At 63.1% G+C, this 26,334-nt stretch carries 19 protein-coding genes and 1 tRNA gene; 13 read left to right on the forward strand and 7 right to left on the reverse strand.

Annotation, left to right across the window (positions count from 1 at the left end):
• The first annotated feature begins 26 nt into the window (after nt 1-26).
• On the forward strand, nt 27-1,220 hold the full coding sequence (locus KIT79_02780; protein MCW5828220.1) for a pyridoxal phosphate-dependent aminotransferase: 1,194 nt from the start codon (nt 27-29) through the stop codon (nt 1,218-1,220).
• A gap of 8 nt (nt 1,221-1,228) precedes the next feature.
• On the opposite strand, the gene mutS is transcribed toward KIT79_02780, so the two are convergent.
• The 3 genes from mutS to smc all read right to left on the reverse strand — a co-directional run bounded on the left by mutS (nt 1,229) and on the right by smc (nt 8,947).
• Complete coding sequence (mutS, locus tag KIT79_02785) at nt 1,229-3,904, reverse strand: DNA mismatch repair protein MutS (GenBank protein ID MCW5828221.1); 2,676 nt, start codon at nt 3,902-3,904, stop codon at nt 1,229-1,231.
• An 86-nt stretch (nt 3,905-3,990) separates the two neighbouring features.
• Nucleotides 3,991-5,298: a HAMP domain-containing histidine kinase gene (locus tag KIT79_02790; protein MCW5828222.1), complete on the reverse strand. Its 1,308-nt coding sequence runs from the start codon at nt 5,296-5,298 to the stop codon at nt 3,991-3,993.
• Between the two features lie 64 nt (nt 5,299-5,362).
• Nucleotides 5,363-8,947 carry a chromosome segregation protein SMC gene (smc, locus tag KIT79_02795; protein ID MCW5828223.1) on the reverse strand — a complete coding sequence of 1,195 codons (3,585 nt, stop codon included), beginning with the start codon at nt 8,945-8,947 and terminating at the stop codon, nt 5,363-5,365.
• A gap of 233 nt (nt 8,948-9,180) precedes the next feature.
• Between smc and KIT79_02800 the strand changes: the two genes are divergently transcribed.
• The 5 genes from KIT79_02800 to KIT79_02820 all read left to right on the forward strand — a co-directional run bounded on the left by KIT79_02800 (nt 9,181) and on the right by KIT79_02820 (nt 16,579).
• On the forward strand, nt 9,181-9,891 hold the full coding sequence (locus KIT79_02800) for an ABC transporter ATP-binding protein (GenBank protein MCW5828224.1): 711 nt from the start codon (nt 9,181-9,183) through the stop codon (nt 9,889-9,891).
• Nucleotides 9,888-11,189: an ABC transporter permease gene (locus KIT79_02805; GenBank protein ID MCW5828225.1), complete on the forward strand. Its 1,302-nt coding sequence runs from the start codon at nt 9,888-9,890 to the stop codon at nt 11,187-11,189. Before KIT79_02800 ends, KIT79_02805 begins: the two co-directional genes overlap by 4 nt.
• Nucleotides 11,190-11,390: 201 nt before the next feature.
• A complete protein-coding gene (locus KIT79_02810) occupies nt 11,391-11,798 on the forward strand; it encodes a response regulator (protein ID MCW5828226.1) in 408 nt (135 codons plus the stop codon).
• A 315-nt stretch (nt 11,799-12,113) separates the two neighbouring features.
• Nucleotides 12,114-15,053 carry an EAL domain-containing protein gene (locus tag KIT79_02815; protein ID MCW5828227.1) on the forward strand — a complete coding sequence of 980 codons (2,940 nt, stop codon included), beginning with the start codon at nt 12,114-12,116 and terminating at the stop codon, nt 15,051-15,053.
• Complete coding sequence (locus tag KIT79_02820; GenBank protein ID MCW5828228.1) at nt 15,050-16,579, forward strand: HEAT repeat domain-containing protein; 1,530 nt, start codon at nt 15,050-15,052, stop codon at nt 16,577-16,579. Before KIT79_02815 ends, KIT79_02820 begins: the two co-directional genes overlap by 4 nt.
• A gap of 5 nt (nt 16,580-16,584) precedes the next feature.
• Here KIT79_02820 and KIT79_02825 read toward each other — a convergent pair whose 3' ends face one another.
• Nucleotides 16,585-17,268 (reverse strand): TetR/AcrR family transcriptional regulator, encoded by a 684-nt coding sequence (locus tag KIT79_02825; GenBank protein ID MCW5828229.1) that lies wholly within the window; start codon nt 17,266-17,268, stop codon nt 16,585-16,587.
• A gap of 297 nt (nt 17,269-17,565) precedes the next feature.
• On the opposite strand from KIT79_02825, the gene KIT79_02830 reads away from it, so the two are divergent.
• From KIT79_02830 to KIT79_02855, 6 genes are all read left to right on the forward strand, one after another.
• On the forward strand, nt 17,566-18,645 hold the full coding sequence (locus KIT79_02830) for an esterase (protein ID MCW5828230.1): 1,080 nt from the start codon (nt 17,566-17,568) through the stop codon (nt 18,643-18,645).
• Nucleotides 18,646-18,734: 89 nt separating this feature from the next.
• On the forward strand, nt 18,735-19,619 hold the full coding sequence (locus KIT79_02835; protein MCW5828231.1) for an alpha/beta hydrolase: 885 nt from the start codon (nt 18,735-18,737) through the stop codon (nt 19,617-19,619).
• Complete coding sequence (locus KIT79_02840) at nt 19,620-21,332, forward strand: AMP-binding protein (GenBank protein MCW5828232.1); 1,713 nt, start codon at nt 19,620-19,622, stop codon at nt 21,330-21,332.
• Complete coding sequence (locus KIT79_02845) at nt 21,275-22,105, forward strand: hypothetical protein (protein MCW5828233.1); 831 nt, start codon at nt 21,275-21,277, stop codon at nt 22,103-22,105. The genes KIT79_02840 and KIT79_02845 overlap by 58 nt, the downstream gene beginning before the upstream one ends.
• 85 nt (nt 22,106-22,190) lie before the next feature.
• A tRNA-His gene (locus KIT79_02850) sits at nt 22,191-22,267 on the forward strand.
• 280 nt (nt 22,268-22,547) lie between these two features.
• On the forward strand, nt 22,548-22,817 hold the full coding sequence (locus KIT79_02855; GenBank protein MCW5828234.1) for a DUF4388 domain-containing protein: 270 nt from the start codon (nt 22,548-22,550) through the stop codon (nt 22,815-22,817).
• A 61-nt stretch (nt 22,818-22,878) separates the two neighbouring features.
• Here the strand turns inward: KIT79_02855 and KIT79_02860 are convergent, their stop codons facing one another.
• Complete coding sequence (locus KIT79_02860) at nt 22,879-23,301, reverse strand: hypothetical protein (GenBank protein MCW5828235.1); 423 nt, start codon at nt 23,299-23,301, stop codon at nt 22,879-22,881.
• A gap of 515 nt (nt 23,302-23,816) precedes the next feature.
• Here KIT79_02860 and KIT79_02865 point away from each other — a divergent pair.
• Nucleotides 23,817-24,596, forward strand: coding sequence for a hydroxymethylpyrimidine/phosphomethylpyrimidine kinase (locus KIT79_02865; GenBank protein ID MCW5828236.1), 780 nt, complete (start codon nt 23,817-23,819; stop codon nt 24,594-24,596).
• 8 nt (nt 24,597-24,604) lie between these two features.
• Here KIT79_02865 and KIT79_02870 read toward each other — a convergent pair whose 3' ends face one another.
• Both KIT79_02870 and KIT79_02875 read right to left on the reverse strand, forming a co-directional pair.
• On the reverse strand, nt 24,605-25,477 hold the full coding sequence (locus tag KIT79_02870; protein MCW5828237.1) for a ParB/RepB/Spo0J family partition protein: 873 nt from the start codon (nt 25,475-25,477) through the stop codon (nt 24,605-24,607).
• Nucleotides 25,474-26,277: a ParA family protein gene (locus KIT79_02875; protein MCW5828238.1), complete on the reverse strand. Its 804-nt coding sequence runs from the start codon at nt 26,275-26,277 to the stop codon at nt 25,474-25,476. Before KIT79_02875 ends, KIT79_02870 begins: the two co-directional genes overlap by 4 nt.
• Nucleotides 26,278-26,334: the final 57 nt, after the last annotated feature.

Raw genomic sequence — 26,334 nt, forward strand, 5'->3', positions numbered from 1 at the left:
CCGGCAAGGCTATCGGTAGCCAAGCCATGTTTTCCCGGCGGACACCTTCCCGGTACGACCTGAACCCGCTCGCCCGGGCGCTCGAAAAGGCGCGGCAGATGCCCGGCGACATCCTGGACCTCACGGTTTCCAATCCCCAGCGGGCAGGAATCATCCCGCCCGAAAATCTTGTTCTGGCGCCGCTCCAGCACGGTGGCGCGATACACTATGAGCCCGACCCCCACGGCCTCCCGTTGGCCCGTTCGGCTGTCAGTACGCATCTCGCCCGGCGCGGGATTCGGTCCGATCCTGAAAAACTGTTCCTGACCGCCTCCACCAGCGAGGCCTACGGATTCCTGCTGAAGCTGCTTTGCGATCCGGGCGATGCGGTACTGGCACCAGAGCCCAGCTACCCGCTGCTGGATCACCTGCTGGATCTGGAGTCAGTACGTCGGGTTCCTTACCGGATTGCCTACGAAAACGGCTGGAAGCTGGATCTGGATTCGATCGGCAAGGTGCTTGCTGACAGCAGCCAGCCCCGAATTCGGGCCATTGTCATCGTAAGCCCCAACAACCCGACCGGAAACTACCTGAAACGGAACGAGCTCGATCACCTTGCGGAGCTGGCCCTCCGCCATGAGCTGGCTCTCGTCTCAGATGAAGTCTTTTTCGACTACCGGCTGGGAGATCCAGCCCCCGGTTCCATTTCGCTGGCCAGCGGAAGTTCAGTTCCCGCGTTCACCCTGGGCGGGCTCAGCAAGACGCTGGGATTGCCACAAATGAAACTGGCGTGGATCATCGTCAATGGCCCGAAGGCATGGCTTCCGGGTTGCCTCGAACGGCTGGAACTGATTGCCGACACCTATCTGTCCGTGGGAACCCCGGTGCAGCTGGCGGCCGGAACCTGGCTGGAGGCGGAGGCTATTTTCCAGAAGCCCATCCACGAACGCGTGCGCGGGAACTGGGAGATGCTTCAGCATGTTTTTTCCGGCGCACCCGGGCAGGCCGAACTCCTTCCGGCTGAAGGCGGGTGGTATGCCATGCTCCGTGTTCCCCGGTATGAAGATGACGGGACCATGGCCGTTTCCCTGCTGGAGCATGAACGGGTACTGGTGCAGCCAGGCTATTTCTATGACTGCCATGCAGGGGCGCATTTCGTTGTCAGCCTGCTGACAGAACCCGGAGTACTGAAGCAGGGGACAGGCCGGCTGATCGACGGACTCAGGCGAATCGGCGGGTAACATTCCGCCTACTCTTTCAGCTTTTCCTTCCAGCGAATCAGGAGATTCAGCGCATCGATGGGGCGCGTGTCGTTGGGATCAAGGCGGGCAAGCTCCCTTTCCAGTTCGCGCATCACCTGCTCTTTCGGATCGGCGAGGAGCGAAAGCTGTGGCGGCGGCGTTGCCGGGAGCCCTTTTGCCGTAGAGCGCATGCGGGCCGCTGGCGCGTGGACAGCCGTTTCAGACGACGCGCCGCTTTCAAGATCACGAAGAACGGACCGCGCCCTGTCCACCACCTCACGGGGAAGGCCAGCCAGCCGGGCCACCTGGATGCCGTAGCTGCGTGGAGCCGATCCCCGTTCCAGCGTGTGAAGGAAAACAATATCGTCCTGCCACTCCCGGCAGGCGACCGTATAGTTTACTGCCCTCACCTTCGTATCCGTGATCCGGGTCAGTTCATGGTAGTGAGTGGCGAAAATGGTACGGACACCGGGGCCGCTCCCGTCCGTTGCAGGCGTATCATGCAGGTGTTCGGCGACCGCCCATGCGATTGAAAGCCCATCAAAAGTGGATGTGCCGCGTCCGATCTCGTCCAGCAGGACAAGACTCCTCGGCGTCACCCGCCGGAGGATTGCCGCCGTCTCGGTCATTTCCATCATGAAGGTCGAAAGGCCCCTGGCAAGCGCATCGGAAGCCCCGACACGTGTGAACACCCTGTCAATGATACCGATCGACGCCTCGGCCGCGGGCACAAAGGAGCCTGCCTGCGCCAGAATGGAAATCAGCGCCACCTGCCGCATGATCGTCGATTTTCCCGCCATGTTGGGGCCGGTCAGGATAATCAGCTGCTCGCGCTCGCCATCAAGGTCGAGATCATTCGGCGTAAACCAGTCGCGTCCGGCGGCGGCTTCCACTACCGGATGCCGGCCGCCACGAATCCGGAGCTCGCGGGTACCGGCAAGAACCGGACGGCACCATTGCTCCGTGCTGGCCAGTTCGGCCAGGGCCGACACCACATCCAGCTCTGCCAGCATCCGCGCCTGCGCTTTCAGTGCCGCCGTCCCGGTCTTCACCCGGCCGCGGAGCTCAACAAACCGCCCGTACTCCAGCTCCTTCAGCCTGTCCTCGGCGCTTAAGACCTTCTCCTCGATCTCTTTCAGTTCCGGCGTCACGTACCGTTCGGCATTGGTCAGCGTCTGCTTGCGAATCCATTCTGCCGGAACCCGGTCCTTGTGGGTATGCGTGACCTCCAGAAAGTATCCGAACACCTTGTTGAATCCGACCTTGAGGTTCGGGATGCCGGTCCGGTCCTTTTCGGATGCCTCGATACGGGCGATCACGGCGCGTCCGCCCGAACGCAGTTCCCGCAGTTCATCTATTTGGGGATCGGCTCCCTCGCGAACGAGCCCCCCTTCACGGAGCGCCACCGGCGGATCATCTTTCAGCCACCGGCGGATATCGGCACAAACGGGTTCCAGCGGATCGAGGCTGGCCTGCAGCCCCATCAGTGCCGGATCCTGTATATGGGCTATGTCCGCTTTCAACTCCGGTATCTTCTCAAGCGTGGCCGCCAGTGCCACCAGATCGCGGGCCGAGGCCGATTCCAGCGAGATGCGGGCGAGGATACGCTCAATATCGGCAGTCCGCTCCAGCCGTTCGCGCACGTTCCGGCGGGCTGGCCCGTCCAGCAGAAGGCTTTCGACCGAGCCCAGCCGGCCTGCAATTTCCACCACATCCAGAAGCGGATACCGGAGCCGCTGCTTGAGGAGACGCGAGCCGGCGGCGGTCTTCGTCCGGTCGATGACGGAAATCAGTGTGCCCCGTTCAGTGGAGTCCTGCTGGCTGCGGAATATCTCCAGATGCCCGAGCGTCCGGTCGTCCAGCAGCATGGACCGGCGAGAGGGAAGCGTACGGATTTCACTCAGATGTGCCAGCGCCGCCTTCTGGGTATCGCGCACGTACCCCAGCAATGCCCCGGTGGCCCGCAAGCCCGGCTCCCCGATACCCAGCCCTTCGGTCGTTCCGATGTTGAACTGCTGGCGAATCAGGTCCATCGCCCGGTGTACATCCCACCGCGAGGGATCGGCCGTCTGGACGTAACAGCTTCCGGCGAGTGCCGGCGGTTCGTAGCCATCCGGACGGAGCAGTTCGCACGGCCCCAGACGGGCCAACTCGACCGACAGTTCCTCGGCCGATTCGGGTTCGGCCACAGGAAAATCCCCCGTGGCAAGATCAATGGCGGCGAGTCCGGCCCTGCCACCGGGATCCAGCCACACGGCCGCGACATAACGGCTCTCGCGCTCGGCACCGTCCTTGAGGTGAAGTCCCGGTGTAAAGACGCGAACCACGTCACGCTTTACAAGGCCCTTCACCAGCTTCGGATCCTCAAGCTGCTCGCAAAGGGCAACCTTGTATCCAAGGTTCAGGAGGCGCTCAAGGTATCCTGCATAGGAATGATGCGGAACTCCTGCCATGGGAATCGCATCTTCCGATTTGGAGCGTGATGTGAGCACCAGCTCCAGCAGCGGTGCGGCAGCCTGGGCGTCCTCGAAAAAGAGCTCGTAAAAATCGCCCATCCGGAAGAACAGGATGCAGTCCGGATACTGGGCCTTGAGCCGCCGCCACTGCTCCATTGCGGGCGATAGCTCACGGCCCGCCAGCTGGGCGGCAGCCGCCGGAGTGGATGACGTGGGGATCCCGGCCATGCAGGAAAAGTTATAACCGTCCGGAACGCCCTTGTCTGTACGGGCCCGCGTGGAAATGCCGCCAGGCTGGCGGGAATCACTTCGGTTCAGTTCAGGGCGCGGGGAAGACTGAATTCGAAGGTCGTGCCCCTGCCCACCTGGCTGCGCACACGGATCGTCCCCCCGTGCAACTCCACGAGCCGTTTGGCGATCGGCAGCCCCAGACCCGTACCCGAGTGCTTGCGATTAAGGGCCGAATCCACCTGCTTGAACGGATCAAACACTTCCTCCAGCCGGTCGCTGGGGATGCCGCGTCCCGTATCCGAAACGGCACAAACCAGACTTCCGTTCTCCCGGCTCAGGCTCACACGGATACCGCCATGGTCTGTAAACTTGACGGCATTCGAGAGCAGGTTGAAGAACACCTGCCGGACACGGGCAGGATCAGCCTCCACAATAGCCAGGGTCTCATCCCCTTCGGGCCCGGATATTTCCAGGGAAAGTCCCTTGGACGTATAGGCCGGGAGCAGAGCTTCGGCTGATTCGCGGGCGAGCTGGATCACATCGCACCGTTCAGGTTTCAAGCGCAGATCCCCCGACTGGATTTTCGCCATGTCGAGAATGTCATTCACTATGTTGAGGAGATACCTGCCGCTCCGGTGGATCGATTCGAGGTCTTCGCGCTGGGCGGGTGAAACCGGCCCTTCCAGTCCCTTCAGCATCAGGTCCGAAAAGCCGATGATCGAGTTGAGGGGGGTCCTGAGCTCATGGCTGACCATATGAAGGAACTCGCTCTTGTACCGGTCTGACCGGGAGAGGTCGATCATCCGCTGCCGGAGCTGGAGGTTGGCGTGCTCTAGGGCGGATGAACTGCTATCGGCTTCCTGCTGATGGATATCCAGCGTGCGCTTCGCGTAGTACGATACTGCACCGATCAGCGCCAGATAGCCGCCCACGAACATAGCTTCGAATGCAGTCACAAGGGGCGTTCCCAGCGTGTATTCGGGCAGGACCGCCATCGCCAGCAGGTAAATGATGTACGCCTCGGCCGCCATCCAGACCGCGGTCGAGGGCTTGTCTACCAGCCCTGCAAAAACGACCGTGATGCTGCAAACCGCGTAGACATGGTAGTGCCAGGGGGCAGCGAGCTGGTAAACGATGTAAAAAACGAATGCCAGATCCACTGCGAAGTGCGCCAGCAGGATGACGGTGAAGTGACGGGGCCAGCGGTCGATGACCGGCTTGGTCCACCACCAGGCTGCCACCGAGTAGGCCGCCGCCCAGAGCAGAAACCAGGCGGGCTGGGGTTCGTGGTCCAGAAGCCGCCGGATAATCCATACAGCCACCAGAATACCGGCAGCGGCGAGCCGTGCCGACTGGCCGATAAAAATCAGTTTGAGGCGGGTTGTGTTCATGGCGGCGGGACAGCCCTGCACTGATCCCTTCTGGAACCGGCTGCTTCCGGAAGAGCGGGCGGGTTCAGTGCAGCTTGACGCTGACCAGCTTGCTGACGCCCGGCTCTTCCATGGTGACACCCGAGAGGGTATCCGCCACTTCCATCGTCTGCCTATTATGGGTGATGACCACGACCTGCGCCAGCCGGGTCAGCTCCCGGACCACGTCATTGAACCGGCCTATGTTGGCGTCGTCCAGCGGAGCGTCCACCTCATCGAGCAGGCAAAACGGCGATGGCCGGGTGAGGAACATCGCCAGGACAAAGGCGATGGCGGTGAGCGCCTTTTCGCCGCCCGACAGCAGATTCACATCCTGAAGCTTCTTGCCCGGCGGCTGGGCCATGATTTCGATACCCGATTCCAGCAGGTTGTCCGGATCTGACAGGTGGAGTTCGGCCCGCCCTCCGCGGAACAGCCGGACAAACACCTCGCCAAAACGCTGGTTGACGAAATCGAACGTCTCCTTGAAGCGGTCACGGGTAGTGCGATTGATCTTCTGGATCGAATCGCGGAGGTCTTCAAGGGCTTTCTTGAGATCCCCCTCTTCTTCCATCAGCTTTTCGAGCCGCTGGTTCACGTCGCTCTGCTCGTCGAGCGCCTCGATGTTAACCGGACCCAGGCGGTCCCGATCGCGGCGGATCTTCTGCACTTCCTCGTCAAGCGTCTCGTACGATTCGTACTCCGCCGATGCCCGGAGCTCATCTTCGGTGGCTTCGGGAAGGGGAAGGTCCGTTTCGTACCGCTCGCGGACCTCCCGGACCAGATAGTCAAGCTGAAGGTTCTGTTCATTCTGGCGAGCACGCCAGCCAGCCAGCTCACCCTGCACTTCCGAGAGTGAATCCTGGGTCCGGTGCAGGCGGGTCTCAAGCTCGGCCACCTGCGCCCGTCCCTGTTCATACGCTGCGACAGTGGCTTCCACATTGGAAGCTGTCTTCTGCTTTTCAGTTTCGATGCCCTGAAGCAGTTCCTGGAGCTCCTCCAGTTCCCGGCGGCGGCTGGCGATTTCGGCCGCACGCTGCTCCGAAGCCCGCCGGATCGCCTCGGCTTGGCTCGCAGAAACCGACTGCTCATGCTCCAGCCGTGCGCGGTTTTCTTCATGGCGGCGGAGTGCGGCCTCAAGCCCGACGATATCTTCCCTGAGTCCCGCAAGTCCCGATTCAGCCTCCCGGGCCGCCACATCGGCCGCAAGGAACGCCTCTTCATGGCCGGCAAGTTCTGCTGCCAGCCGTTCACGGTCAGCCTTCAGTTCCGTGATCTTTCCGTCGAGCGCCATCCGCTCGCCCGAAATGCGGGCAAGGTCTTCCTGCACACGGTCAAGCTGTGCCCGGAGGCTGGCGATGCCGTCAGACAGCCCGGCCTCGCGGTCGCGGGCCTGCTTCAGGTCGCTCCCGCCCCTCACGACGCGGATGTCCTCGCGGTGGAATCCGGCCCGCAGTTCATCAAGGGCCGTTTCGGCAGCGATCCGGTCCTCCTTGATACGGCTCAGCTCCAGTTCGGCGGACGCCAGATCCGAGGCGAGTTGGCGCACGGTCTGGTCGATTTCGCGCAGATCGCGCTTCTTCCGCAAAATGCCCGACTCCTGCGGCAGCTTCCCGCCGGTAATGACCCCCTTGGGGTCCACCACGTCCCCCGCCATCGTGACCAGCATCTGCCGCTGTCCGGTCCGGGACCAGATATGGAGGGCGTTATCGAGGCTGTCCACAAGCAGCACATCCCCCAGCAGTACGTCCACCACCGGGTCAAAACCTTCCTTGACCTGCACCCGGTCGCGGAGCGGACCAATCAGGCCCGGCGCATCGCCTCCCTGCACTGCATCGGCGAAATAGGCGCGGCCCGACAGCGGCACGAAGGAACTGCGGCCCACCGACATCTGCTTCAGGTAGTCCACCGCCTCGATACCGACTTCCTGGCTCTTGACGACGACCGACTGGAGACGGCTTCCCAGCACGCTTTCCACCGCCATCTCGACGTCGGCTTCCGGCTCGATCACGTCGGCGACCAGGCCATAGATTCCATTCTTGCCCTCATGCGCGAGCCGGTGCTCGGCATGAAGCATGATCGCCTTGACACCTTCGTCGTAACCTTCGTACCGGGCCTCGAGCGCCCGGAGGGATTCGAGCTTTGCCGCTTCGGCCGAATGCTGGCGGCGAATCTGGTCCACATGACCGGCGGCGGCCTCCTCACGGCGGACGGCCCCGGCGACCCCCGCCTCGGCTTCCCCAATGCGCTGCTTCAATGCGTCGCGGCTTCTCTCCGCGTCCTTCAGCTCGTTTTCGAAACCGAAAGCCATCTGTTTCAGTTCAGCGAGCTGGGCCTCGCGGGCGGACAGATCAGACTCCACGCCGCTCCGCCGCCGGATCAGCTCGTCGATCCGCTCAGAAGCGGTTTTTGCCGCCTGCTCGCCCTTTTCCAGCTCCTTTTCGGTCTGGAAAGCGGCTTTCTGGACTGCCTCGCGCCGGGCAGCGTGCTCGCCCCTTACATGGGCAAGTTCCCTTGCCCGGCCAGACTGTTCGGCAAGCCGCGCCCGTGCGGTTTCAAGTGAAGCGGACGTTTCCGAAATAGCCCGGATGGTAGTTTCGGTCTCGACGGCCATTACTGCGATCTTCTGCTGAAGGCCCTCTATCTCGGTCGCGGCCTTCACCTCGTCGGATTCCAGGTGACTGATGCCGCCTTCAACGAGCCGCACCTTTCCGAGCGTGCTCTCGCGGTCCACATCCGCACGGCGCATCATTTCACGGGCGTCGTTCATCGCCTTCTCAAGCCGCTGGAGCTCGAGCCGTACTGTTTCGCGCAGGGACTGGTCTTCGGTGGCGGCACGCTGCCGTTCGGTCAGCTGCGTCTCCAGGCCGGCCACCCTGGCAGAGGCTTCCTCCAGCGCACCCGAAATCCGCTGGTGCAGACGCCGGAGCCGCTCACGGTCGAGAAGGTTCAGCCGTTCCGACAGCTCCCGGTATTTGCGGGCCTTGCCCACCTGCCGCTCAAGGTAGGAAACGTGACGGCTGAGTTCCTTCACCACATCGCCCACGCGGGCGAGATTCTGCTCGGTGCGCTCCATGCGCGAGAGCGCCAGTTCCCGGCGGCTCCGGTACTTGACGATTCCGGCCACTTCCTCGAGGAACAGGCGCCGCTCCTCGGGCTTGGCCGTGACAAGACGGTCCACCTGCCCCTGCTGGATGATCGAAAAACCGCGGAGCCCGCCGACTCCGGCATCCATGAAAAAATCCTGGATGTCACGGGCCCGGCACTGGACGCGGTTGATGAAATACTCGCTCGTGCCGTCACGGCTGAGACGCCGCCGGATCTCCACCTCGCTGTAGTCCTTGAGCGCGCCCTGCACCCAGCCCTTGCCGTCGTTGACGAAGGTGAGCGCCACCTCGGCCGTATCCTGGGGCTTGCGGCTGTCGGAGCCCTGGAAGATCACGTCGAACATTTCATGGCCGCGCAGGTACTTCGCGCTCCGCTCGCCCATGGCCCAGCGGAGGGCGTCCACGATGTTCGACTTGCCGCAGCCGTTGGGACCGACGATGGCCGTAATGCCCTCGTGGAGATCCAGCGCGATACCGTCTGCAAAACTCTTGAAGCCCCAAGCTTCGATTCGTTTGATTTTCACGACATGCCCTTTTTACGCGGCACCCAGTTTACCGCGTCCACCTACCGTTGTGGGGTTCTTTCCTGATACCATACCATACATATATGGTAAAGAACTATTTCATTAAACCTGTGGATAAGTTGTGGTAAACGCCACTTTCCCGTCTATGGGTTGTGGTTGTGCTGGCTTGATACGTGGTGAGCCGTGGTGAAGCGTGGCGGCCCGGCCCTCACCCTTGTGCTACCCTCCCCGGCATGGCCGCCCCCGCCATCGAAATTGCCGGACTCCGCAAAACTTTCCCGCTCCCCGGCGAAGGGGGTGCGGAAGTCGAAATCGTGAACATACCGGCCTTTAGCCTGGAGACTGGATCCCAGACAGCACTTGCCGGGGAGAGCGGTTCGGGAAAAACGACCCTTCTCAACCTCATATCCGGCATCCTCATGCCCGAATCGGGCAGCATCCGGATAGCGGGAACCGACATCACCGCCCTTTCTGAAGCCGCCCGGGACCGCCACCGGGCGCGGCACACGGGCTATGTGTTTCAGTCGTTCAACCTGCTGCAGGGCTACTCGGCGCTGGAAAACGTTACGCTCGCTTCCAGCCTCGCGGGCACTGCGAATACAGCACGGGCAAGGGAACTGCTGGACCGTGTGGGCCTCGGCGGAAAACTCCGCCACCGGCCACGGGAACTGTCGGCCGGACAGCAGCAGCGGGTCGCCGTGGCACGGGCGCTCATCAACCGCCCGACGGTGGTATTGGCCGACGAACCCACCGGAAGTCTCGACGCCAGAAATGCCGCCGCCGTTCTGGATCTCCTGCAAACGCTCTGCCGCGAGGAAGGTGCGGCCCTGCTGCTGGTGAGCCACGACCCGAAGGTGACGGGAGCATTCGGGACGGTCATCGCCTTCAGCGAACTGAACCAGGCATCAGGAAGCAGGGGTATCCAGGGGGGAAACGCCGCATGACGCTTTTTCTCATGGCCCGCCGGAGCCTGCAGCAGCACGCCGCCGCCGCGTGGCTCACGGCGCTGTCGGTGGCGCTCGCCTCGGGGCTCGCCATGTCGGTCTGGGCAGTGGAGGCACAAGCCTTCCGTGCGTTTACAGGCGGGCCCGCCGGATTCGACGCCGTGCTGGGAGCGCGGGGTAGCCAGCTCCAGCTTGTGCTCAACACCGTGTTCCATCTGGAAACCTCGCCCGGCAACATCCCGTGGTCGCTCTATGAGGAGATGAAAAGGGATCCCCGCGTCGAACTCGCCATTCCGTATGCCGTGGGGGACAACTACCGGGGGTTCCGCATCGTCGGAACCACGGAAAGCCTGTTTACCGATTTCCATTACCGCGAGGGACAGCGGTTCGGGCTGGAGCCGGGCGGCAGATGGTTCGCGCCAGACCAGCCGGAGGCAGTGATCGGCAGCGCAGTTGCCCAGCGGACCCGGCTGAAAACGGGAGCGCGGTTCAGGCCTTCGCACGGGCTCTATTCAGCCGCAGGCAACGGGCACGGGCACCATGACGGGGACCATGAAGACGACGCCGATGAACACGCCCATGAGGACGTCTACACGGTTACAGGGGTCTTGAAGCCCACCAATTCACCCTCGGACCGGGTGATCTGGATACCGGTCGAGGGTTTGTTCCGGATGGACGGGCACGTGCTCCGGGGGGCAGGCGCCGAATACCGGCCGGAACCCGGCGTCGAGATTCCGGACGAGCACAAGGAAGTGAGTGCCGTCATGCTGAAACTGAAAACCCCCATGGCGGGATTCGCCCTGCACCAGTCGGTGAACCGGCAGGGCAGGGAGGCAACGCTCGCCTGGCCAGTAGCCAGCGTGATGGCCGGCCTGTTCGACAAGCTGGGATGGATGAGCCGGGTGCTTCGCCTGGTCGCCCTGCTGGTGGCCGCCGTCGCGGCGGCATCGGTGGCGGCGGCGCTGTATGCGAGCCTGAACGGGCGGCAACGGGAGTTTGCCATCCTGCGGGCGCTCGGCGCCCGGCGCCGGACGCTGCTTGGCGCAGTGATGCTGGAGACGGCGGCCATTTCGGCTGGCGGCGCCATGCTTGGGTGGGCGGTTTATGGAGCAATTCTCGCCCTGACAGCCACCGTGATCCGTCAGCAAACAGGAGTTGTCATTGCGGTTCTTGAGTGGCATCCAGCGCTCGTTGCTGTTCCGGCAGCCCTGACCCTGCTCGGTACTGCCGCCGGACTGTTGCCGGCAGCGCGGGCCTACCGGACCAGCGTGGCCACCGGGCTGGCACCCGCGAACTAGGAAACCTGAAATAAAGACGTGGATTGTTACCCCAGTCACCGACAGGGCAGGCGGGATCAATTTAAGGTGTTTACGTATTCGGTATCGTTGACGCGATGCGTTGGATGCGGTTATATTCCGCTTGACTCCCTGCTTGCCGGGCGGGGAGTATTTCGACCTTTCAAAGTCTCTGGTATTTCAAAATGATTCGCGGGTAGGGAAATGGGCGAGAACGGGCCAGCTAAATCAACAATTCTCATCGTCGAGGACAATCCGATGATGCGCACGTTTTACCAGCTTGCGTTCAAGGCTTCGCCCATCAAGCTCGCGTTCGCCGATCATGGACAGAAGGGGTACGACCTCGCCCGGCAGATCCGGCCAGACCTGATTGTCATGGACATCAACCTGCCCGGAATGGATGGTCTGGTTGCCACGAAACTGATCCGGGCAGACAATGACCTGGCAGGGGTGCCGATCCTCGCCGTCACTGCCCGGCACAAGGAAGACCCTTCCCTCCGGACCGGCACATTCACCTCCATCCTGTTCAAGCCGGTCAAGGTGGACGAACTGCGCGATGCAGTGATGAGGCTACTGCCCGATTTCGAGGGCGAACCTGACCTGAACCCGTAAGTTCACGTACCAGGAGGTTCTGCTTCTGTACGGCCATCTGGGACCACTACATACGGACACCCACCAGTTAATACACAAGATATCTGGACAACCGTACCGCTACGATACATAGCGCAAGGATTTCTGCTTTAAGATTTCCTGCAACTTCATATCATCCCCATAAAAGACCGGGATTCGTGGCCGTGACGACGGCCAGTCGCTATAATAAACCGATTACAGTTTCGTTTTGTCGAATGACATCGATCATGGAGCGCTTGCGCCCAGCTGATAACATTTGAATCAGCAGCAAGTCCGCTACCGCACTGGAGTCATCAGGTGATTGGCGAGGCCGAAAAGAATACACCGCCCGCAGCGGACTCCAGCCGGACCGACCTGATTGGTTTCAGATTTCTGCCACTGCTCGTCTTCGTGGCCTTCAGTATTACCTGGATATACTTCACGGACGCTCTTGTCGCCCTGGTGGTCAGTGACTCCCGGATCGTAGCTGACCTCCAGACGGCAAAAGGGATGATCTATATTGCTGGATGCTCCCTGTTTCTTTACTGGCTGCTTCGCCGGCATCAACGCTCGGAGGCAGAGGCACAAGGGCGCGCCAGCCTCTATGCCAGCGATGCCAGGCACGCCCGCACCGAGCGGGACCGCCTGTTTGACCTTTCCCAGGACCTCCTGGCCGTCGCGACCAAAGATGGATGGCTGATCCAGGCGAACCAGGCCTGGACGGATACCCTCGGCTGGTCGAAGAAAGAACTCCTTTCGACCCATGCCCTCGATACCACCCATCCGGACGACCAGGAGCAGTTGAAACGTTTTTTCGCCGAAGCCCAGGCCGGGAAGGAGCATTTCTCATGGCAGGACCGGACCCTGACCAAGGACGGCGGTTACCGGTGGATCGCCTGGAGCGCACGGATGGTTCCCGAGACAGGTATCGTCTATCTGGTCGGACGGGATATCACCGCCGCCCGCGAGCAGCAGGAACAGATACAGCACCATTCGGAAGCGGTGGAGCGGCTGAACCGCTCATTCCGTGTAATCCACGAGTGCAACGGTATTCTGGTGGAGCCCACCAGCGAGCCGGAAATGCTGCAGGCCATGTGCAAAATACTGAACGAGCTGGGCGGTTACCGGCTCGCCATGATCGCAATGCCCGAGCAGGATGCGAAAAAGACTGTCCGGATCGCCGCGTTTGCCGGACTCGACAGTTCGTTCATCGAATCCCTCAATCTTTCATGGGGTGAAGGCGAACGGGGCAACAGTCCCAGCGGCATTGCCCTCCGCACGGGCGAGCGTGTGGTTTCCCGCGACATCGCCACCGACAATTTCATGACACCGTGGCGTGACGCCGCCCTGTCGCGGGAGATCCGGTCCATCATTGCGCTTCCCCTGAAAACTGCCGGGAAAACAGTTGGCGTTCTCAGTATCTCCGCAACGAAGCCGGATGCTTTCGACAAAGATGAGATCGAGCTCCTGGAGGAACTCGCCGGAGACATCGCCTACGGTATTCACGCCCGGCGCATGGCAACCAGCCGCCAGCGTGATGAGGACGAACTCCGGCTGGCGGCCGGGGTGATGGAAACCTCGCTCGACGCGATCCTGATCGTCCGCGAGGACGGACGCATCCGGACGGTGAACTGGAGTTTCTGCGGACTGACGGGCCATGCGGCGGACGAAGTAACCGGCAAGTCCATGGAGTCCCTTCTTGTCCTGAACGAAACCGGGTTCCGGCAGCAGAAGGAGGCGGTCGCACGGCGGGGGGCCTGGCAGGGGGAGTGCGAAATCCGCAAGCGGGATGGTTCACGGATTCCGTGCCAGCTCCGTCTGACAGCAGTATCGGCAGGCGGCGGGAAGATTGCCGCATATGTGGCCAGCCTGCAGGACGTGACCCCGCTGAAACTCGCTGAAGGCGACCTGATGAAATCGAGCCAGTATGACCGGCTGACCGGACTGCCCAACCGGCTCAAGTTCCTCGGCGATCTGGACGCAATCATCCGGTCAGTCAGGCTCCGGCGTGAAACAGTCGGCGTTGCGGTGATTGATGTGGACCGGTTTGGCAGCATCAACGAACTGTTCGGCCATGAGGCGGGCGACGGCCTGCTTCAGGAAATCGGCCGCCGCCTTGCGGACAACCTCAAGCAGGGAAGCTGGGCGGCCCGGCTCGGCGATGACGAGTTCGGGATATTGATCGCGGGAGCCGCGAATGTGACGGAAGTGACGGCGGAGGTGCAGAGGCTCCATAGCCGGCTGTCGCAGCCTTACTTGCTGGACGACCGGCAGGTCTTCCTGAATGTCAGCATGGGCATCTCCACGCACCCTGGCGGCGGCGAGACTGCCGCCGAACTTCTGCTGAATGCCGGAATCGCCCTCAAGCATGTGCGTGAGGAGGGCGGCAACCATTTCCTGCTGTTCCAGAACCACTGGAAGCAGCAGAGCCGGACCCGGTTCGATATCGAGACGCGAATCCGCCATGCGGTCGAGCGTGGCGAACTGGTTCTGCACTACCAGCCCGTTGTGAATATCGAAACCGGCCGGATCTCGGGGCTTGAAGCCCTGGCGCGATGGACCAATCCGGATCTGGGCCCGGTTTCACCATCCGACTTCATTCCCGTGGCCGAACAGAACGGGACCATCCTCTCGATCTGCGAATGGTCCATGGAGACCGCCTGCCGGCAGATTGTGGAATGGAAACAGGCAGGCCTCCGCCCGCCACCGGTGGCGATCAACCTGACCGCCCGGCAGTTCCACGAGCGGGATCTGCTCCGGTGGATCACCGATCTTCTGGAATCGTACAAACTTGGCGGATCCCATCTGGCTTTCGAACTTACCGAGGGGAGCGTCATGCGGCAGGTCAGCTATGCGATGGCCGTGCTCCGGGCAATCAAGGCACTGGGCTCCCCCGTCTATATCGATGATTTTGGAACGGGCTATTCGTCATTCAGCTACCTGACGCGGCTCTCCATCGACGCGCTCAAGATCGACGCCTCGTTCATCCGGAACCTCCACCGCAATGCGGACGACCAGACGGTTGTCCGTTCGATGATCCTCATGGCGCACAACCTGGGCCTCAAGGTCGTAGCCGAAGGCGTGGAAACCCCGGAGCAGGCCGACTGGCTGCGGAACGAAAAATGCGACCGGATCCAGGGATTCCTGTACAGCCCGGCGGTGGACGGTAACTCCATCGCCCGGATGCTGCAAAACGGGAACCTGACTGGCTCCGCAGCCATCCAGCCGCCCATTAAAGGCACGGAGAAGTCCCTGTGATACGGACGGAACTCCGGACCGTGTGTGCGGCTGCCCTGGCGGGCCTATTTTTTGCTGGTTTGGCCGCCGCCGAATCCGGACGGTGGCCGCCGCCGCTCTGTACAGATACGCAGTTCGACCTGCACAGCCGTGACGGCATCCCCGCCCTTGTCTCCTCCGCCAACCGCCCACCCCGCATCAGCGGAACCCCGGGCACGCGAATCCTGGCAGACAACGACTATGTGTTCCTTCCCGACGCGAGCGACCCCGATGGCGACCGTCTGGAGTTTTTCATTGCCAACCAGCCCGCGTGGACCGAGTTCAACCGCGAATGGGGCAGTCTGTCAGGTATTCCCACCGAGGCAGATACCGGTGTCTATCCTGGCATCTCGATTTCGGTTTCCGACGGTCGCTCGGCCCCGGTGTCTCTGCCGCCATTCACGATCACGGTCACAGGACGTGACGGCCGGAAACCGGCAACCGCAGCTCTCCGCGTCCAGCGTCCAGCCGATCCCCTTTATAACGGCATTCCCCTGAGCACCTGGATACGGTCCCTGGACAGCAGCGATATTTCCGAACGCCGCCGGGCACTTCAGGTGATGACGGCCATGGGACCGGAGGCTTCGGCCGCCGTACCGGTACTCATCGCCATTTTGCAGCGGCCGGTGGAGAACCCTCTGGTGCGGGCCGGATCGGCAACCGCGCTAGGCCGGGTCGGACGCGGAGCCCGCGAGGCGGTTCCGGCCCTCATCCGTTACCTCATGGAAGGTGGAGCCCTGAACGTGGAAGCGGCCGCCGAAGCGCTCGGGAAAATCGGCGAACCGGCAGCCGTTCCCTTCCTTGCCCGGTATCTGGAGCGCAGCGAACCGGCAATCGCCCGCAAGGTCGCAACCGCGCTGGGGGAGATCGGACCGGCCGCCTTCGAGGCCGTGCCGCTTCTGGTGAAGTCGATGCAGAAGGGCAATGAGCAGGCGGCCGAGGCCCTTGGCCGCATTGGCGACCCTGCAAGCGTTCCGGCGCTGACGGCAGCACTGTCCGACTGGCGCATCGCCTATGGGGCCGCCTCGGCCCTCGGGGCGATCGGTGCCGAGGACGCCCGCGTCGTTCCCGCCCTTGTCCGTGCGGTAGGTTCGTCCGCGCCGGAGCCGGTCCGGGTGCGTGTGATCGAGGTTCTCGGCTCCTTCGGCATACGGGCGCAGGAGGCCATCCCCGCCTTGGTGGGACTCCTGAAGGGCAGCCATCCGGCCGCGGTCCGGGCAGCGGCCGCGCAGGCGCTGATGAACATCTCGACGGAAAAGGAGGGCGGGCTGCCGGTGCTGATCTGGGCGCTGGGCGACGCCCCCGATCCGGCCGTCCGGCGCTGGGCGGCCGAATTCATCGGACGCCTCGGACCGTCGGCCATCGATGCCATTCCCGCCCTGCTCAAGGCCACCGCCGATCCTGACAGCGGCGTCCGGGCAGAAGCCGAGCGGTCGCTTCGCAAGCTCCAGGGCCGTATGGCCGGGAAGCCGCTGCCCGGAAGCGACCGGCTGGCCTCCGGTAAATAGGTCCGTTACGGTCCGTCTGGTCCGGCAATCCTGTCCATGAATCCGGAGGCGAGCCTGAGCAGCGGCGCTTTCAGTTCCGGGAGGCGCTGGTATTCGCCGGTACCGACAAGGCTTGTCACCATCGAACTCACCGCATTCACCAGCAGGCGCACGGCGAACTTCTGGTCCGGATCGTCGCCGGGCATGCCGGAAACCCCGCGCAGGGCTTCCGATATGAGGGTCACGAATACCTCCATCGACACCCGCCGCTGCTCGATGGCCTTCGGCCCGGCGGCATAGACCTCGACGAGAAACGTACGGGCCAGCTGGGGCTGGCTCGCCAGTGTGCCCAGATAGACCGTAAGCGCCCGGTCCAGAATGCGCACCGGATCCTTCGGTTTTCCGGGCTGGAATGCCTCGGCCACCATCGCACGGATTCCGTTCGTCATAAGCAGGGCGATCTGCCCGGCAGCCGTTTCGTAGGCTTCCCGGAAACACTCCTCCTTGTCACGGAACATCGCATAGAAGGTGGCGCGGGAGACTCCAGCACGGGATATGACGTCGGCGACCGAGGTGTTGGCATAGCCCTTTTCCGCGACGGCATAGGTCATGGCGAGGAGCAGCCGCGCCCGCTGGGACTTTTCGACCTCCTCCCTGGACAGGCTGTGCGGGCCGCGGGGGAGCGCCCGGGATGGCTTCGCGTGGCTCATGGCTGGATAGTGGCAGAAATTTTCTTGATCCGGGAGTGGAATACAGGGATATTTTCTACTTAGTGCGGCAAACTTCAAACGATCTGCTGTCCTAAATTATTCAAATAAAATCAGATAGTTAATAGTATTCCCCCAATTTCCCATCGGCAGGAACCCCGGTAAATCGTGGGGCAGGCAAAAAAGTTGTAGACATTGGTGTTTATAGTTGATAGGGTCGGCCTATCAAATTATAAACATAGTCGTTTATATCTCTACGGGGAGCTGAACGACCCAGAAGGAAAACCAGGGGGAAACCGAATGAAAACGCAGGAAACAAACTTACAGACAGCCAGAACGCGCCGCGCCTTTGCGCTTGCCGCCATCCTCGCCGTGGCGCTCGTCGCCGGTAACGTGCGGACAGCCGAGGCCGGAGCACCTCCGCCGCCTCCTCCACCGCCTTCACCCAACGTGCTGGGGCTCGCCTCCGGCTGGGGAATTACCGTCCACGGCTCGCGCTGGATCACGAGCCGGACGGCTGAAGTGGATATCTCCACCGGCGCGGTTGCCACCAACGCGGTCAACGGCCCGCACCGGATCCGCATTACGCTGCCGGGCAACTACTACTCGAGCGGCGGCACACGCTTTCCGGTGCTGTATCTCCTGCATGGGGGCGCGGGAGGAAACTCGGCCCAGTGGACCACTGGCGGCGGCGCGGCCGAATACATCACCCGCAACAGGCCGCTCATTACCGTCATGCCGGACGGCGGCAAGGTGGGCTGGTACACCGACTGGCTGAACATGTCCGCCGGATCGCAGGCCTGGGAGCACTTCCACCTCTACCAGCTCATTCCGTGGGTGGATGCGAACTTCCGCACCATCGCCCGCCGGGAGGGACGCGCCATCGCAGGGCTCTCGATGGGCGGCTTCGGCGCGATCCACTACGCCCAGCAGCGGCCCGACCTGTTCATCTACGCGGGCAGCTTCTCCGGCGCGCTTGATCTGGAAAACCAGGGAATCCGGACTGTCATCACGGAACAGACGATGCAGAATGGTTTCCCGGTCGATGGCCCCTTCGGTTGGCCGGTCATCGGCCTCGACGGTGCCTGGATCGCCAACAATCCGCTCCGCCGGGCCGACCGGCTCCGGGGCATGCATATCGCCCTCTATGCGGGCGACGGCATCCACGACGCCGATGTCCTTGAACGTACCGTCGGCTGGTCAACCTACCAGATGCACCTGTCGCTGAACGCCGCCGGTGTGCCACACTTCTACTGGATGTATGGCCGCCCCGGACCGGGAACCCCGTGGAACTGCGACGGCGGTCACAACTTCGGTTGCTGGAACAAGGCCCTTGAGCACATGGTACCCATGATGATGAACGTCCTGTGGCATCCATGAGCCGCTGACCCCGGGATCAGCCATCCGGCCGGACAGCGGGATTCGACAATCCCCTGCCCGGCCGCTTCACTTAACGGAAAGTCTGCGCAATGAAAACCTTCGACTTCCACGGCTGGCCAGTAAAGTACGCCCATGCGGGCAGCGGAGAGCCGGTAATCTTCCTGCACAACGGCGGAACTTCCCATGCAATCTGGAATGAAGTGATGCCGCGTCTTTCCCGGCATTACGAACTGTTCGCGCTGGATCTTCCCGGTTTCGGTGCTTCCGCCCGCCCCGGGCCCGGTTTCACGCTCGACCACTACGTGGCGATGATCGGGGAGTTTGTCGATTGTCATCGCCTTGCGCCGGTAATGCTCACCGGAAACTGCATGGGGAGCGCCATGTCGCTGGCCTTTGCCATCCGGCGTCCACGGGATGTCCGGGCACTCGTTCTGGTGAATCCGCTGACGGCGGCGACGATTTCGGCCGGAGAACTGGGCCCGGTCATCCAGTTCCGCCGCCGGGCACCAGCTCTGGCCGGTCCGGCGTACGGAATGCTTGGCCGTCTCCGGCTGACAGAATGGATCGGTGGCCAGGTTCTCCGGTTCCAGACCGGACCGGAGGGCCGGGCCCGAAACGTCGAACAGAACGCCGAACTCAGGCAATGCTACGCCGCACCCGGGCAGATGCAGGCCCTCCTTGCGGTTGTGGACGACATCGAAAGCTACGCCGCCCTCGACCGGTTTACCCCGGACGGGAAGTTCCCTCCCCTTTGCACGATCTGGGGGCTCGACAACCGGGTGCTGTCGCCGAAGGCCGGGCGCACCCTGAACCAGACCCTCCGGCCCCGCCGGGAGGAATGGCTGGAGGGCTGCGGGCACCTGCCCATGCTCGAACAGCCGGAGACGGTCGCCGGCATCATTGAGGATTTTCTCCGGGAACACGGCCCGTCCCGGCTCCGGGTCGTCAGCCCCAAAACCGTGGAGGCCCGCTGAATGAACCCGCTCGAAAACGGCATTTTCGATCTCGCCAGCATCGCCCATGACGTCGCCCTCAACGACCCTGCACGGATCGCGGTGGTTGAACCGGCCGGACGCGGCCCCAGCGGCGTCCGCCGGTACCGGCGGTACACCTACCGGGAACTGTCGGCAGACGTCGAGGCGGTGGCACCGGGACTGAGGGAGATCGGCATAGCCGAAGGCACGCGCACGGTATTCATGTCTCCGCCCAGCTATGAAACCTGCGTGATCGGTCTCGCCCTGTCGCGTGTCGGCGCGACTCTCGTGCTGATTGATCCATCCGTCGGCTACCGGAACGTGGCCGAACGGCTCCGGCGCATCGAGCCAGAGGCCTTCGTCGGCATTCCTGTCGCCCATCTCGGCCGTCTTGCCTTCGGCTGGGGGCCCCGCACCCTGCGCAAGCTGGTGGTCACGGGAACGCCGGGCTTCCCCGGCGCCCATACGGTCCAGTCGCTCCGCCGGAAAGCTCCGGACACTCCTGTTCCGCCAGCCATTTCCCCGGATGACCCTGCCGCGATCATGTACACGACCGGAAGCACCGGTCCCGCCAAGCCCTCCTACTACCAGCACCGGCACTTCGCCGCCGTCTGCCGGCAGGTACATCAGAGCTGGCGGTTCGATCCGAAAAGGGAAATACCGGTGGACATGCCGGTCTTTCCGGCCTTCTTTTTCATCGCACTCAGTGCTGGCGGTACCGTTGTCGTTCCGCCCATCGATTTCGTCCGCCAGGGACCCGCGAAGGCCAATCCGGCGGCACTGGTGGAGGTCATCAACGACTGCGGCGTGAGGTCGCTATTCGGTTCCCCGGTCCTGCTGGAAAACCTCGCCACGCATGCCGTCCGGAATGGTCTCCGGATGCCAACCCTGAAGCGGGTGATCGGCGGCGGCGCGCCCATCGTCGCCTCGCTGGTAAAGCCCATGCTCGATGTGATGGGGGAAGGCGGCGACGTGGTCTCGAACTACGGTTCGACCGAGGCGCTCCCTTCCACGGAAATGAGCGGCCGGGAGATGCTGAAAGAAACCTGGAAGGAAACCGGTCAGGGGGCGGGGATCTGCGTCGGACGGCCCTTCGACGGCACCGACCTGATGATCATCCGGATCGTGGACGGCCCGCTGGAATCGATGGACGCAGCGGAAATCCTTGGCCCCGGCGAAACCGGGGAAATCCTGATCCGCGGGGCGCATGTGAGCCCGGCCTACTTCCGCGACCTCGACAGCACCCGCAAGAACAAGATACCGGACGGCCAGGGAGGCGTGTGGCACCGGATCGGGGACGCGGGTTATCTGGATGCCCAGGGACGTCTCTGGTACTGCGGACGGGCCGGGCAGCGGGTCAAGGCTGCGGGCGGACCGCTGTTCTCGCTCCAGTGCGAGCCGATCTTCGACACGCACCCGAAGGTGCGGCGGAGCGGGCTGGTTGGAGTCGCCGTCAACGGACAGGAAATACCGGTAATCTGCGTCGAGCTGAAAGCAGGTTTCCACCGGGATGAACTGCCGGAAATCCGCAAGGAACTGCTGGATCTCGCTGCCCGTCATCCCGTCACCCGGCCCATCCGGCAGGTTCTGTTCAAGCGGCGGCTACCGGTAGACCCCCGGCACAACTCGAAGATCGAACGCCCCGCGCTGGCCCTGTGGGCTGCCAGCCAGATCAGCCGGGCGGCGGCGCCAGGACTGGCCTCCGCCGCCTGAAGTCCGCCGTTTGCCATCCCGGCACCAGCGGGCTTTCATGGCCGGTGATGTGTGCGGCCGGCTGGAAAACCGTCCTTGAAAAGTTTCACCGGGAACTGGTGCCGGCCGGGATTGATCTGGCCGCACCCTTCGGCGTCCAGGACTACAACAGCAGCGTGGGTGCGTCGTGGCGGCTTCCTGACTTCGGGCGGGAGCGGACGCTGGCGATCGTGGTGGCAGCGTCGCGGGCGTTCTGGCGGCCGTTTCTGGATGCCTGCAGGAAAGACCCTGGAATCCTCTCGAATCCTCATCCCGTGGATGACTGGTCCGAACTGAACATCCGCCGGGCGGCAGCCGCTTCCGGACTGCCCTTTGAACCGAGATGGCCGCACCTGAGAGGGCCCGAAACAGTCGCCATCCAGCGGGCGGCCGTCCTCGCCGGCCTTGCACATTTGTCCCCCAGTCACCTGTGCATCCATCCGGTGCATGGACCCTGGATCGCGCTCCGGGGGGTGGTGGTGTTTGACATGGAGGGGCCGGCAAACCCCCTTCCGCCCGCACCCGATCCCTGCACGGCCTGTCCGGCCCCGTGTCTGGACGCCCTCAAGACGGCCCAGGCAGGGCTTGGCAATCATGTCCCCGGTACCGACAGCCCGCTCCCCAACTGGCCCGACTGGGTCGAAATCCGCAGCGTTTGTCCGGCCGGAACAGCAAGCCGTTACGAACCTGACCAGATCCGGTACCATTACGCCAAGGACCGGACCGTTCTCGTAAAGGCCAGCGGCGGCCGGTAGGGGGTGCCCAATTCCCCCTTGAACTTGGGCCCCGGCCTGCCTACATAGGAAGCCCTTGGCGCGTCTCCCGCGCCAGAAACCCGTGGTGGGTGTAGCTCAATTGGTTAGAGCGTCAGATTGTGACTCTGAAGGCTGCCGGTTCGAGACCGGTCACTCACCCCAATCCTGAACTCCGGTTCATCCACGTTCTCATTCCTGCCGACGGACAAACCTGACCATTCCGGTCACCCTGTTACGATCCGGTACTGAAACAGGCCAAATGCCAGAAACTTGACAGCCACTGCCGGTCTCCAAAACCCCATTTCGGGCAGAAACCGGACAGATAATGCGTGTTATTCACGATTTTCAGGCCATGGCACAGAGCTTGAACAGATATCTGACAGTGCTGCAAGACCTGACAGATGGAAGGTCCAAGGCAGCCGGCAGGAGAAAGACCATTCATATGACCGGACACGCGACCAGCCAGGTTCCTTCCCATGCACTGACCGGAGACCTCAAGCACCTGCCGCTGACCAACCTGTTCAGGATAGTCCGCGACAGCATCGCCACCTGCTGCATCACCTTCTGGAGGGCCGGTGAAACCATCGTCGCCTGCTTCCAGAACGGACTGCTCAGCCAGTGCCGCTACCGGGACATGAATGACACCGACGCCCTCAGTGAACTGTGCACCTGGGACAATGCGAACTTCCTGCTGGAGTTCCGGACCTGCTAGCCGAGCCCCCCTCGCGGCCGGAATCGCCCGCGGTCAGCAGCCTGGACAGAAACAGGCGGACCTACTCCCGCAAACCGAACTTCTTCAGCTTCGTGGAAAGCGTGCTCTGCGGAATGCCGAGCGCCTTGGCGGCGTCGCCCTTGCGGCGGTGCATTTCCAAGGCCCGCTCGATCAGGTATTTCTCAAGCCGGTCGAGCTGCTCCGGAAGCGAAAGACTGTCGTCAACGCCAACCGGCTGCGTCTTGAGGCCGCGCAGCAGTTTTTCAGCGGCAGCGACCTCCGCCACCATGTGAGGACCGATCAGCCCGTTCTCCTTCAGCACTGTCTCGATAAACCCGCTCGCCACCGTTGAATCGGCCATGCAGTTTGGAGCGATACGGGCGAGTGCCCGGAAAATGCGTTCCACGTCGGCCGCGTCAGCCGCAGGAACCTTGCCCTTCAGCACCGTCCGCAGACTGGCCTTGAGCTGTGCATCTGTCACCATACCAGGCGTCTGAACTCCTGCTTCCGGAAACGCTCCAGTTCGAAACCAAAGCCTGCTTCCGCTGCCAAACCTGCAATTTCGTGGCCGTCTGAAAACGTAAAACCAGCGGCCCTAATTCACCATAATCCTTCGCAACTGAAAGTCTACATCAATATATGAACTCGCGGTTTTGACTGTTTTTAATTTCAGTTTTCACATTTGATATTCCAGCAACTGAAAGCAGAAAACCACGACGCAAATCCGGTTTACTTCGCATGGCCCAGGTTGCCCATTCATGCGAACACAGCGGACCACAGAGGGTTCGCCCGCACACAGGCTGTTCTGCTGGTCACGAAAGCCCATCTCCGGCGCGAAAACCGTTCCGCAACAGTACGGCAACATCGTCTTTCGCCGTGTATTTTCAGATGACATACCGGTGAGTCACCTCACTTGTCCGCCGGTACGGCATTCGGATAAATACAGAGCGTTAGACTGTTTTCCGTCTTTTATTTCGTGATTTTCCAGCGGAGAAAAAAGTGAAAAAAGTCACCAGTAGGGTGCTGGTTATCTCCGCCCATGATCCTTCCGGCGGAGCCGGCATGGCCGCCGACCTGAGGGCGCTGTACCATGCCGGAGTCCAGGGTGAAGGCTGCCTGACAGCGCTCACCGTGCAGTCAGCGGTCCGGCTTCGCAGCACCACGCCCATCACACCGAGCCGCCTGCGGGAGCAGGTCACGGCCCTTATGGACGATGGAGGCGCCCCGGCCGCCATCAAGACTGGCGCACTCGCGGGCAGCGGACAGGTGCTCCTGCTGGCGCGGCTGCTCAAAACCCGGCTCGCCGGCGTGCCGGTGGTCTGCGATCCCGTGCGGGGGCCCACGCGGGGGCCTGCGTTTGTGGGCAGGCGGGATGCCGCCCCGTTCCGCCGTGCCCTGATCGAAAGACTGCTGCCGCTGGTCACGGTACTGACGCCGAACCGGAACGAATATGCCTGGCTGTTCGGAACCAAATCCCCTGAAGCGGTATCGGCCGCCTCACCGGCGGCCATCCTTGTCAAGGGCGGACACGGTTCCGGCACCCGCGTCACCGACCGGCTCTACTTGAAGGGGAAACTGGTACTGGAGCACTCCCGCAGGCGTGTGCCCCAAAGGATCCGGGGAACCGGCTGCGTGCTGGCCTCGCTGATCGCGGCGCGGCTGGCGGCAGGTGATGCGATTCCGAAAGCTGTGCAGAATGCCGAGCGGATGATGGACGGCGCGATCAGGAGCGCACGGCCCGCCCCCGGTGGACAGGTTTCGATGCTGCTGCTCCCCTGAAAACCGGGCTAGCGTCTTTTCAGGCGGGCAATCACCGTGTCGAGCATGTCGAGGCTGGTGTAGTGGATCACCAGCGTGCCGCGTCCGCCCTTGCGGGCCTTGACCTCGACCCGTGCGCCGAGCGACCGGCCCAGTTCTTCCTGGAGCTGGCGGACGTTGGGATCGGCGCGGACGGCCTTGCGGCCGGCTTTCGCCACGGGGGCCGACTTCATCCGACGGACCAGTTCCTCGGTTTCCCGGACCGACAGCCCCTTGCCGGTCACGGTGGCCGCCGCCGCGATCACCTGGTCGGCATGTTCGAGCCCAAGGAGCACCTTGGCGTGACCGGCCGACAGATCCCCGCTGTCCACGGCAGCCAGCACCTTCTCCGGCAGCCTGAGCAGCCTGAGCGCATTGGTCACCGTCGCCCGGTCAAGCCCCGTGCGGCTGGCGATCTGTTCATGGGTATAGCGGAACTCGTCAATGAGCCGCTGGTAGCCCCGCGCCTCCTCCACGGGATTCAGATCCTCCCGCATGAGGTTTTCCAGCAGGGCGATTTCGAGCGATTCGCGGTCGTTCAGTTCCTTCACGACGGCGGGAATCCTGTCCAGCCCCGCCATCCGCGAGGCCCGCGTGCGCCGTTCCCCGGCGACCAGCTCGTACCGGCCGCCAGCGAGCGGACGCACCAGCACCGGCTCCAGGACCCCCTTCAGGCGGATCGAGCTGGCAAGGGACTTCAGGGCGTCCTCGGGGAAGTGGACCCGCATCTGGCGCGGGTTGGGATCGATCAGGGAGAGCATTACCTCCTGGACGCCGGGGGCATCCGAACCGCCCTCGCCCCGGCCCGCTCCCGGTATGAGGGAACCCAGTCCCCGCCCCAGAGGCTTGCGGGCAGGCTTCATGGCCGCCCCCCCGCCCCGGCCTTGCGGTGTCCGCCGGAAAGGCCCCGGCGGTCCAGGAACTCGCTTGCCAGGCCCATGTAGGCCTCGGCCCCGCGGCAGGTGATGTCGTAGGCGATGATCGGCTTGCCGTGGCTGGGCGCCTCGGAAAGCCGCACGTTCCGGGGGATCACGGTCCGGTAGACGGCCTGCGGGAAGTGCTGCCGGACCTCGCTTTCGATCTCGGAAGAAAGCCGGTTCCGGGTGTCGTACATGGTAAGGACGATCCCCTCCAGGTTCAGGGTCTTGTTGACCGACTTGCGGACCAGCTTCTGCGTCTCCAGCAGGTGCCCCAGCCCTTCGAGGGCGAAATACTCGCACTGGAGGGGTACCAGCAGGGAATCGGCCGCCGCCATGGCGTTGATCGTCAGCAGTTCCAGTGACGGAGGGCAGTCGAGAAAGACGAACTCGAACTCGTCCCGGACCCCGGCCAGCGCATCCTTCAGTTTCAGTTCCCGGGCGATCTCGCTCACCAGTTCCACGTTTGCCCCCGCCAGCGACTTGGTGGCGGGAATGACCGACAGGTTGGGCACTTCCGAGGCCGCCAGCGCCTCCTTCCAGGGGCATTCGCCCAGGATCACGGCATAGGAGTCCCGGCCCTCATCCCCCGTGATACCGAGACCGCTCGTGGCGTTTCCCTGGGGGTCCAGGTCCACAACGAGGGAGTGGTGCTCGGCAGCGGCAAGGCAGGCGGCCAGATTCATGGCGGTGGTGGTCTTGCCCACCCCGCCCTTCTGGTTCACAACGGCGATGATCTCACCCATCGGGGCGAACCTAGCACGTCCATGCCCCGGTCAACAGGCGCGGGGCGGCTGGCCAGG

It is taken from the genome of Deltaproteobacteria bacterium (assembly GCA_026129095.1).
Classification (GTDB): Bacteria; JAGRBM01; JAGRBM01; order JAGRBM01; family JAHCIT01; genus JAHCIT01.

What these genes read in the sequence shown, in the direction of transcription:
- KIT79_02780 (MCW5828220.1), top strand. Translation starts at nt 27, where the DNA reads ATGTTTTCCCGGCGGACACCTTCCCGGTACGACCTGAACCCGCTCGCC.
- mutS (MCW5828221.1), bottom strand. Translation starts at nt 3,904, where the DNA reads ATGGCCGGGATCCCCACGTCATCCACTCCGGCGGCTGCCGCCCAGCTG.
- KIT79_02790 (MCW5828222.1), bottom strand. Translation starts at nt 5,298, where the DNA reads ATGAACACAACCCGCCTCAAACTGATTTTTATCGGCCAGTCGGCACGG.
- KIT79_02800 (MCW5828224.1), top strand. Translation starts at nt 9,181, where the DNA reads ATGGCCGCCCCCGCCATCGAAATTGCCGGACTCCGCAAAACTTTCCCG.
- KIT79_02805 (MCW5828225.1), top strand. Translation starts at nt 9,888, where the DNA reads ATGACGCTTTTTCTCATGGCCCGCCGGAGCCTGCAGCAGCACGCCGCC.
- KIT79_02810 (MCW5828226.1), top strand. Translation starts at nt 11,391, where the DNA reads ATGGGCGAGAACGGGCCAGCTAAATCAACAATTCTCATCGTCGAGGAC.
- KIT79_02825 (MCW5828229.1), bottom strand. Translation starts at nt 17,268, where the DNA reads ATGAGCCACGCGAAGCCATCCCGGGCGCTCCCCCGCGGCCCGCACAGC.
- KIT79_02830 (MCW5828230.1), top strand. Translation starts at nt 17,566, where the DNA reads ATGAAAACGCAGGAAACAAACTTACAGACAGCCAGAACGCGCCGCGCC.
- KIT79_02835 (MCW5828231.1), top strand. Translation starts at nt 18,735, where the DNA reads ATGAAAACCTTCGACTTCCACGGCTGGCCAGTAAAGTACGCCCATGCG.
- KIT79_02840 (MCW5828232.1), top strand. Translation starts at nt 19,620, where the DNA reads ATGAACCCGCTCGAAAACGGCATTTTCGATCTCGCCAGCATCGCCCAT.
- KIT79_02855 (MCW5828234.1), top strand. Translation starts at nt 22,548, where the DNA reads ATGACCGGACACGCGACCAGCCAGGTTCCTTCCCATGCACTGACCGGA.
- KIT79_02860 (MCW5828235.1), bottom strand. Translation starts at nt 23,301, where the DNA reads ATGGTGACAGATGCACAGCTCAAGGCCAGTCTGCGGACGGTGCTGAAG.
- KIT79_02870 (MCW5828237.1), bottom strand. Translation starts at nt 25,477, where the DNA reads ATGAAGCCTGCCCGCAAGCCTCTGGGGCGGGGACTGGGTTCCCTCATA.
- KIT79_02875 (MCW5828238.1), bottom strand. Translation starts at nt 26,277, where the DNA reads ATGGGTGAGATCATCGCCGTTGTGAACCAGAAGGGCGGGGTGGGCAAG.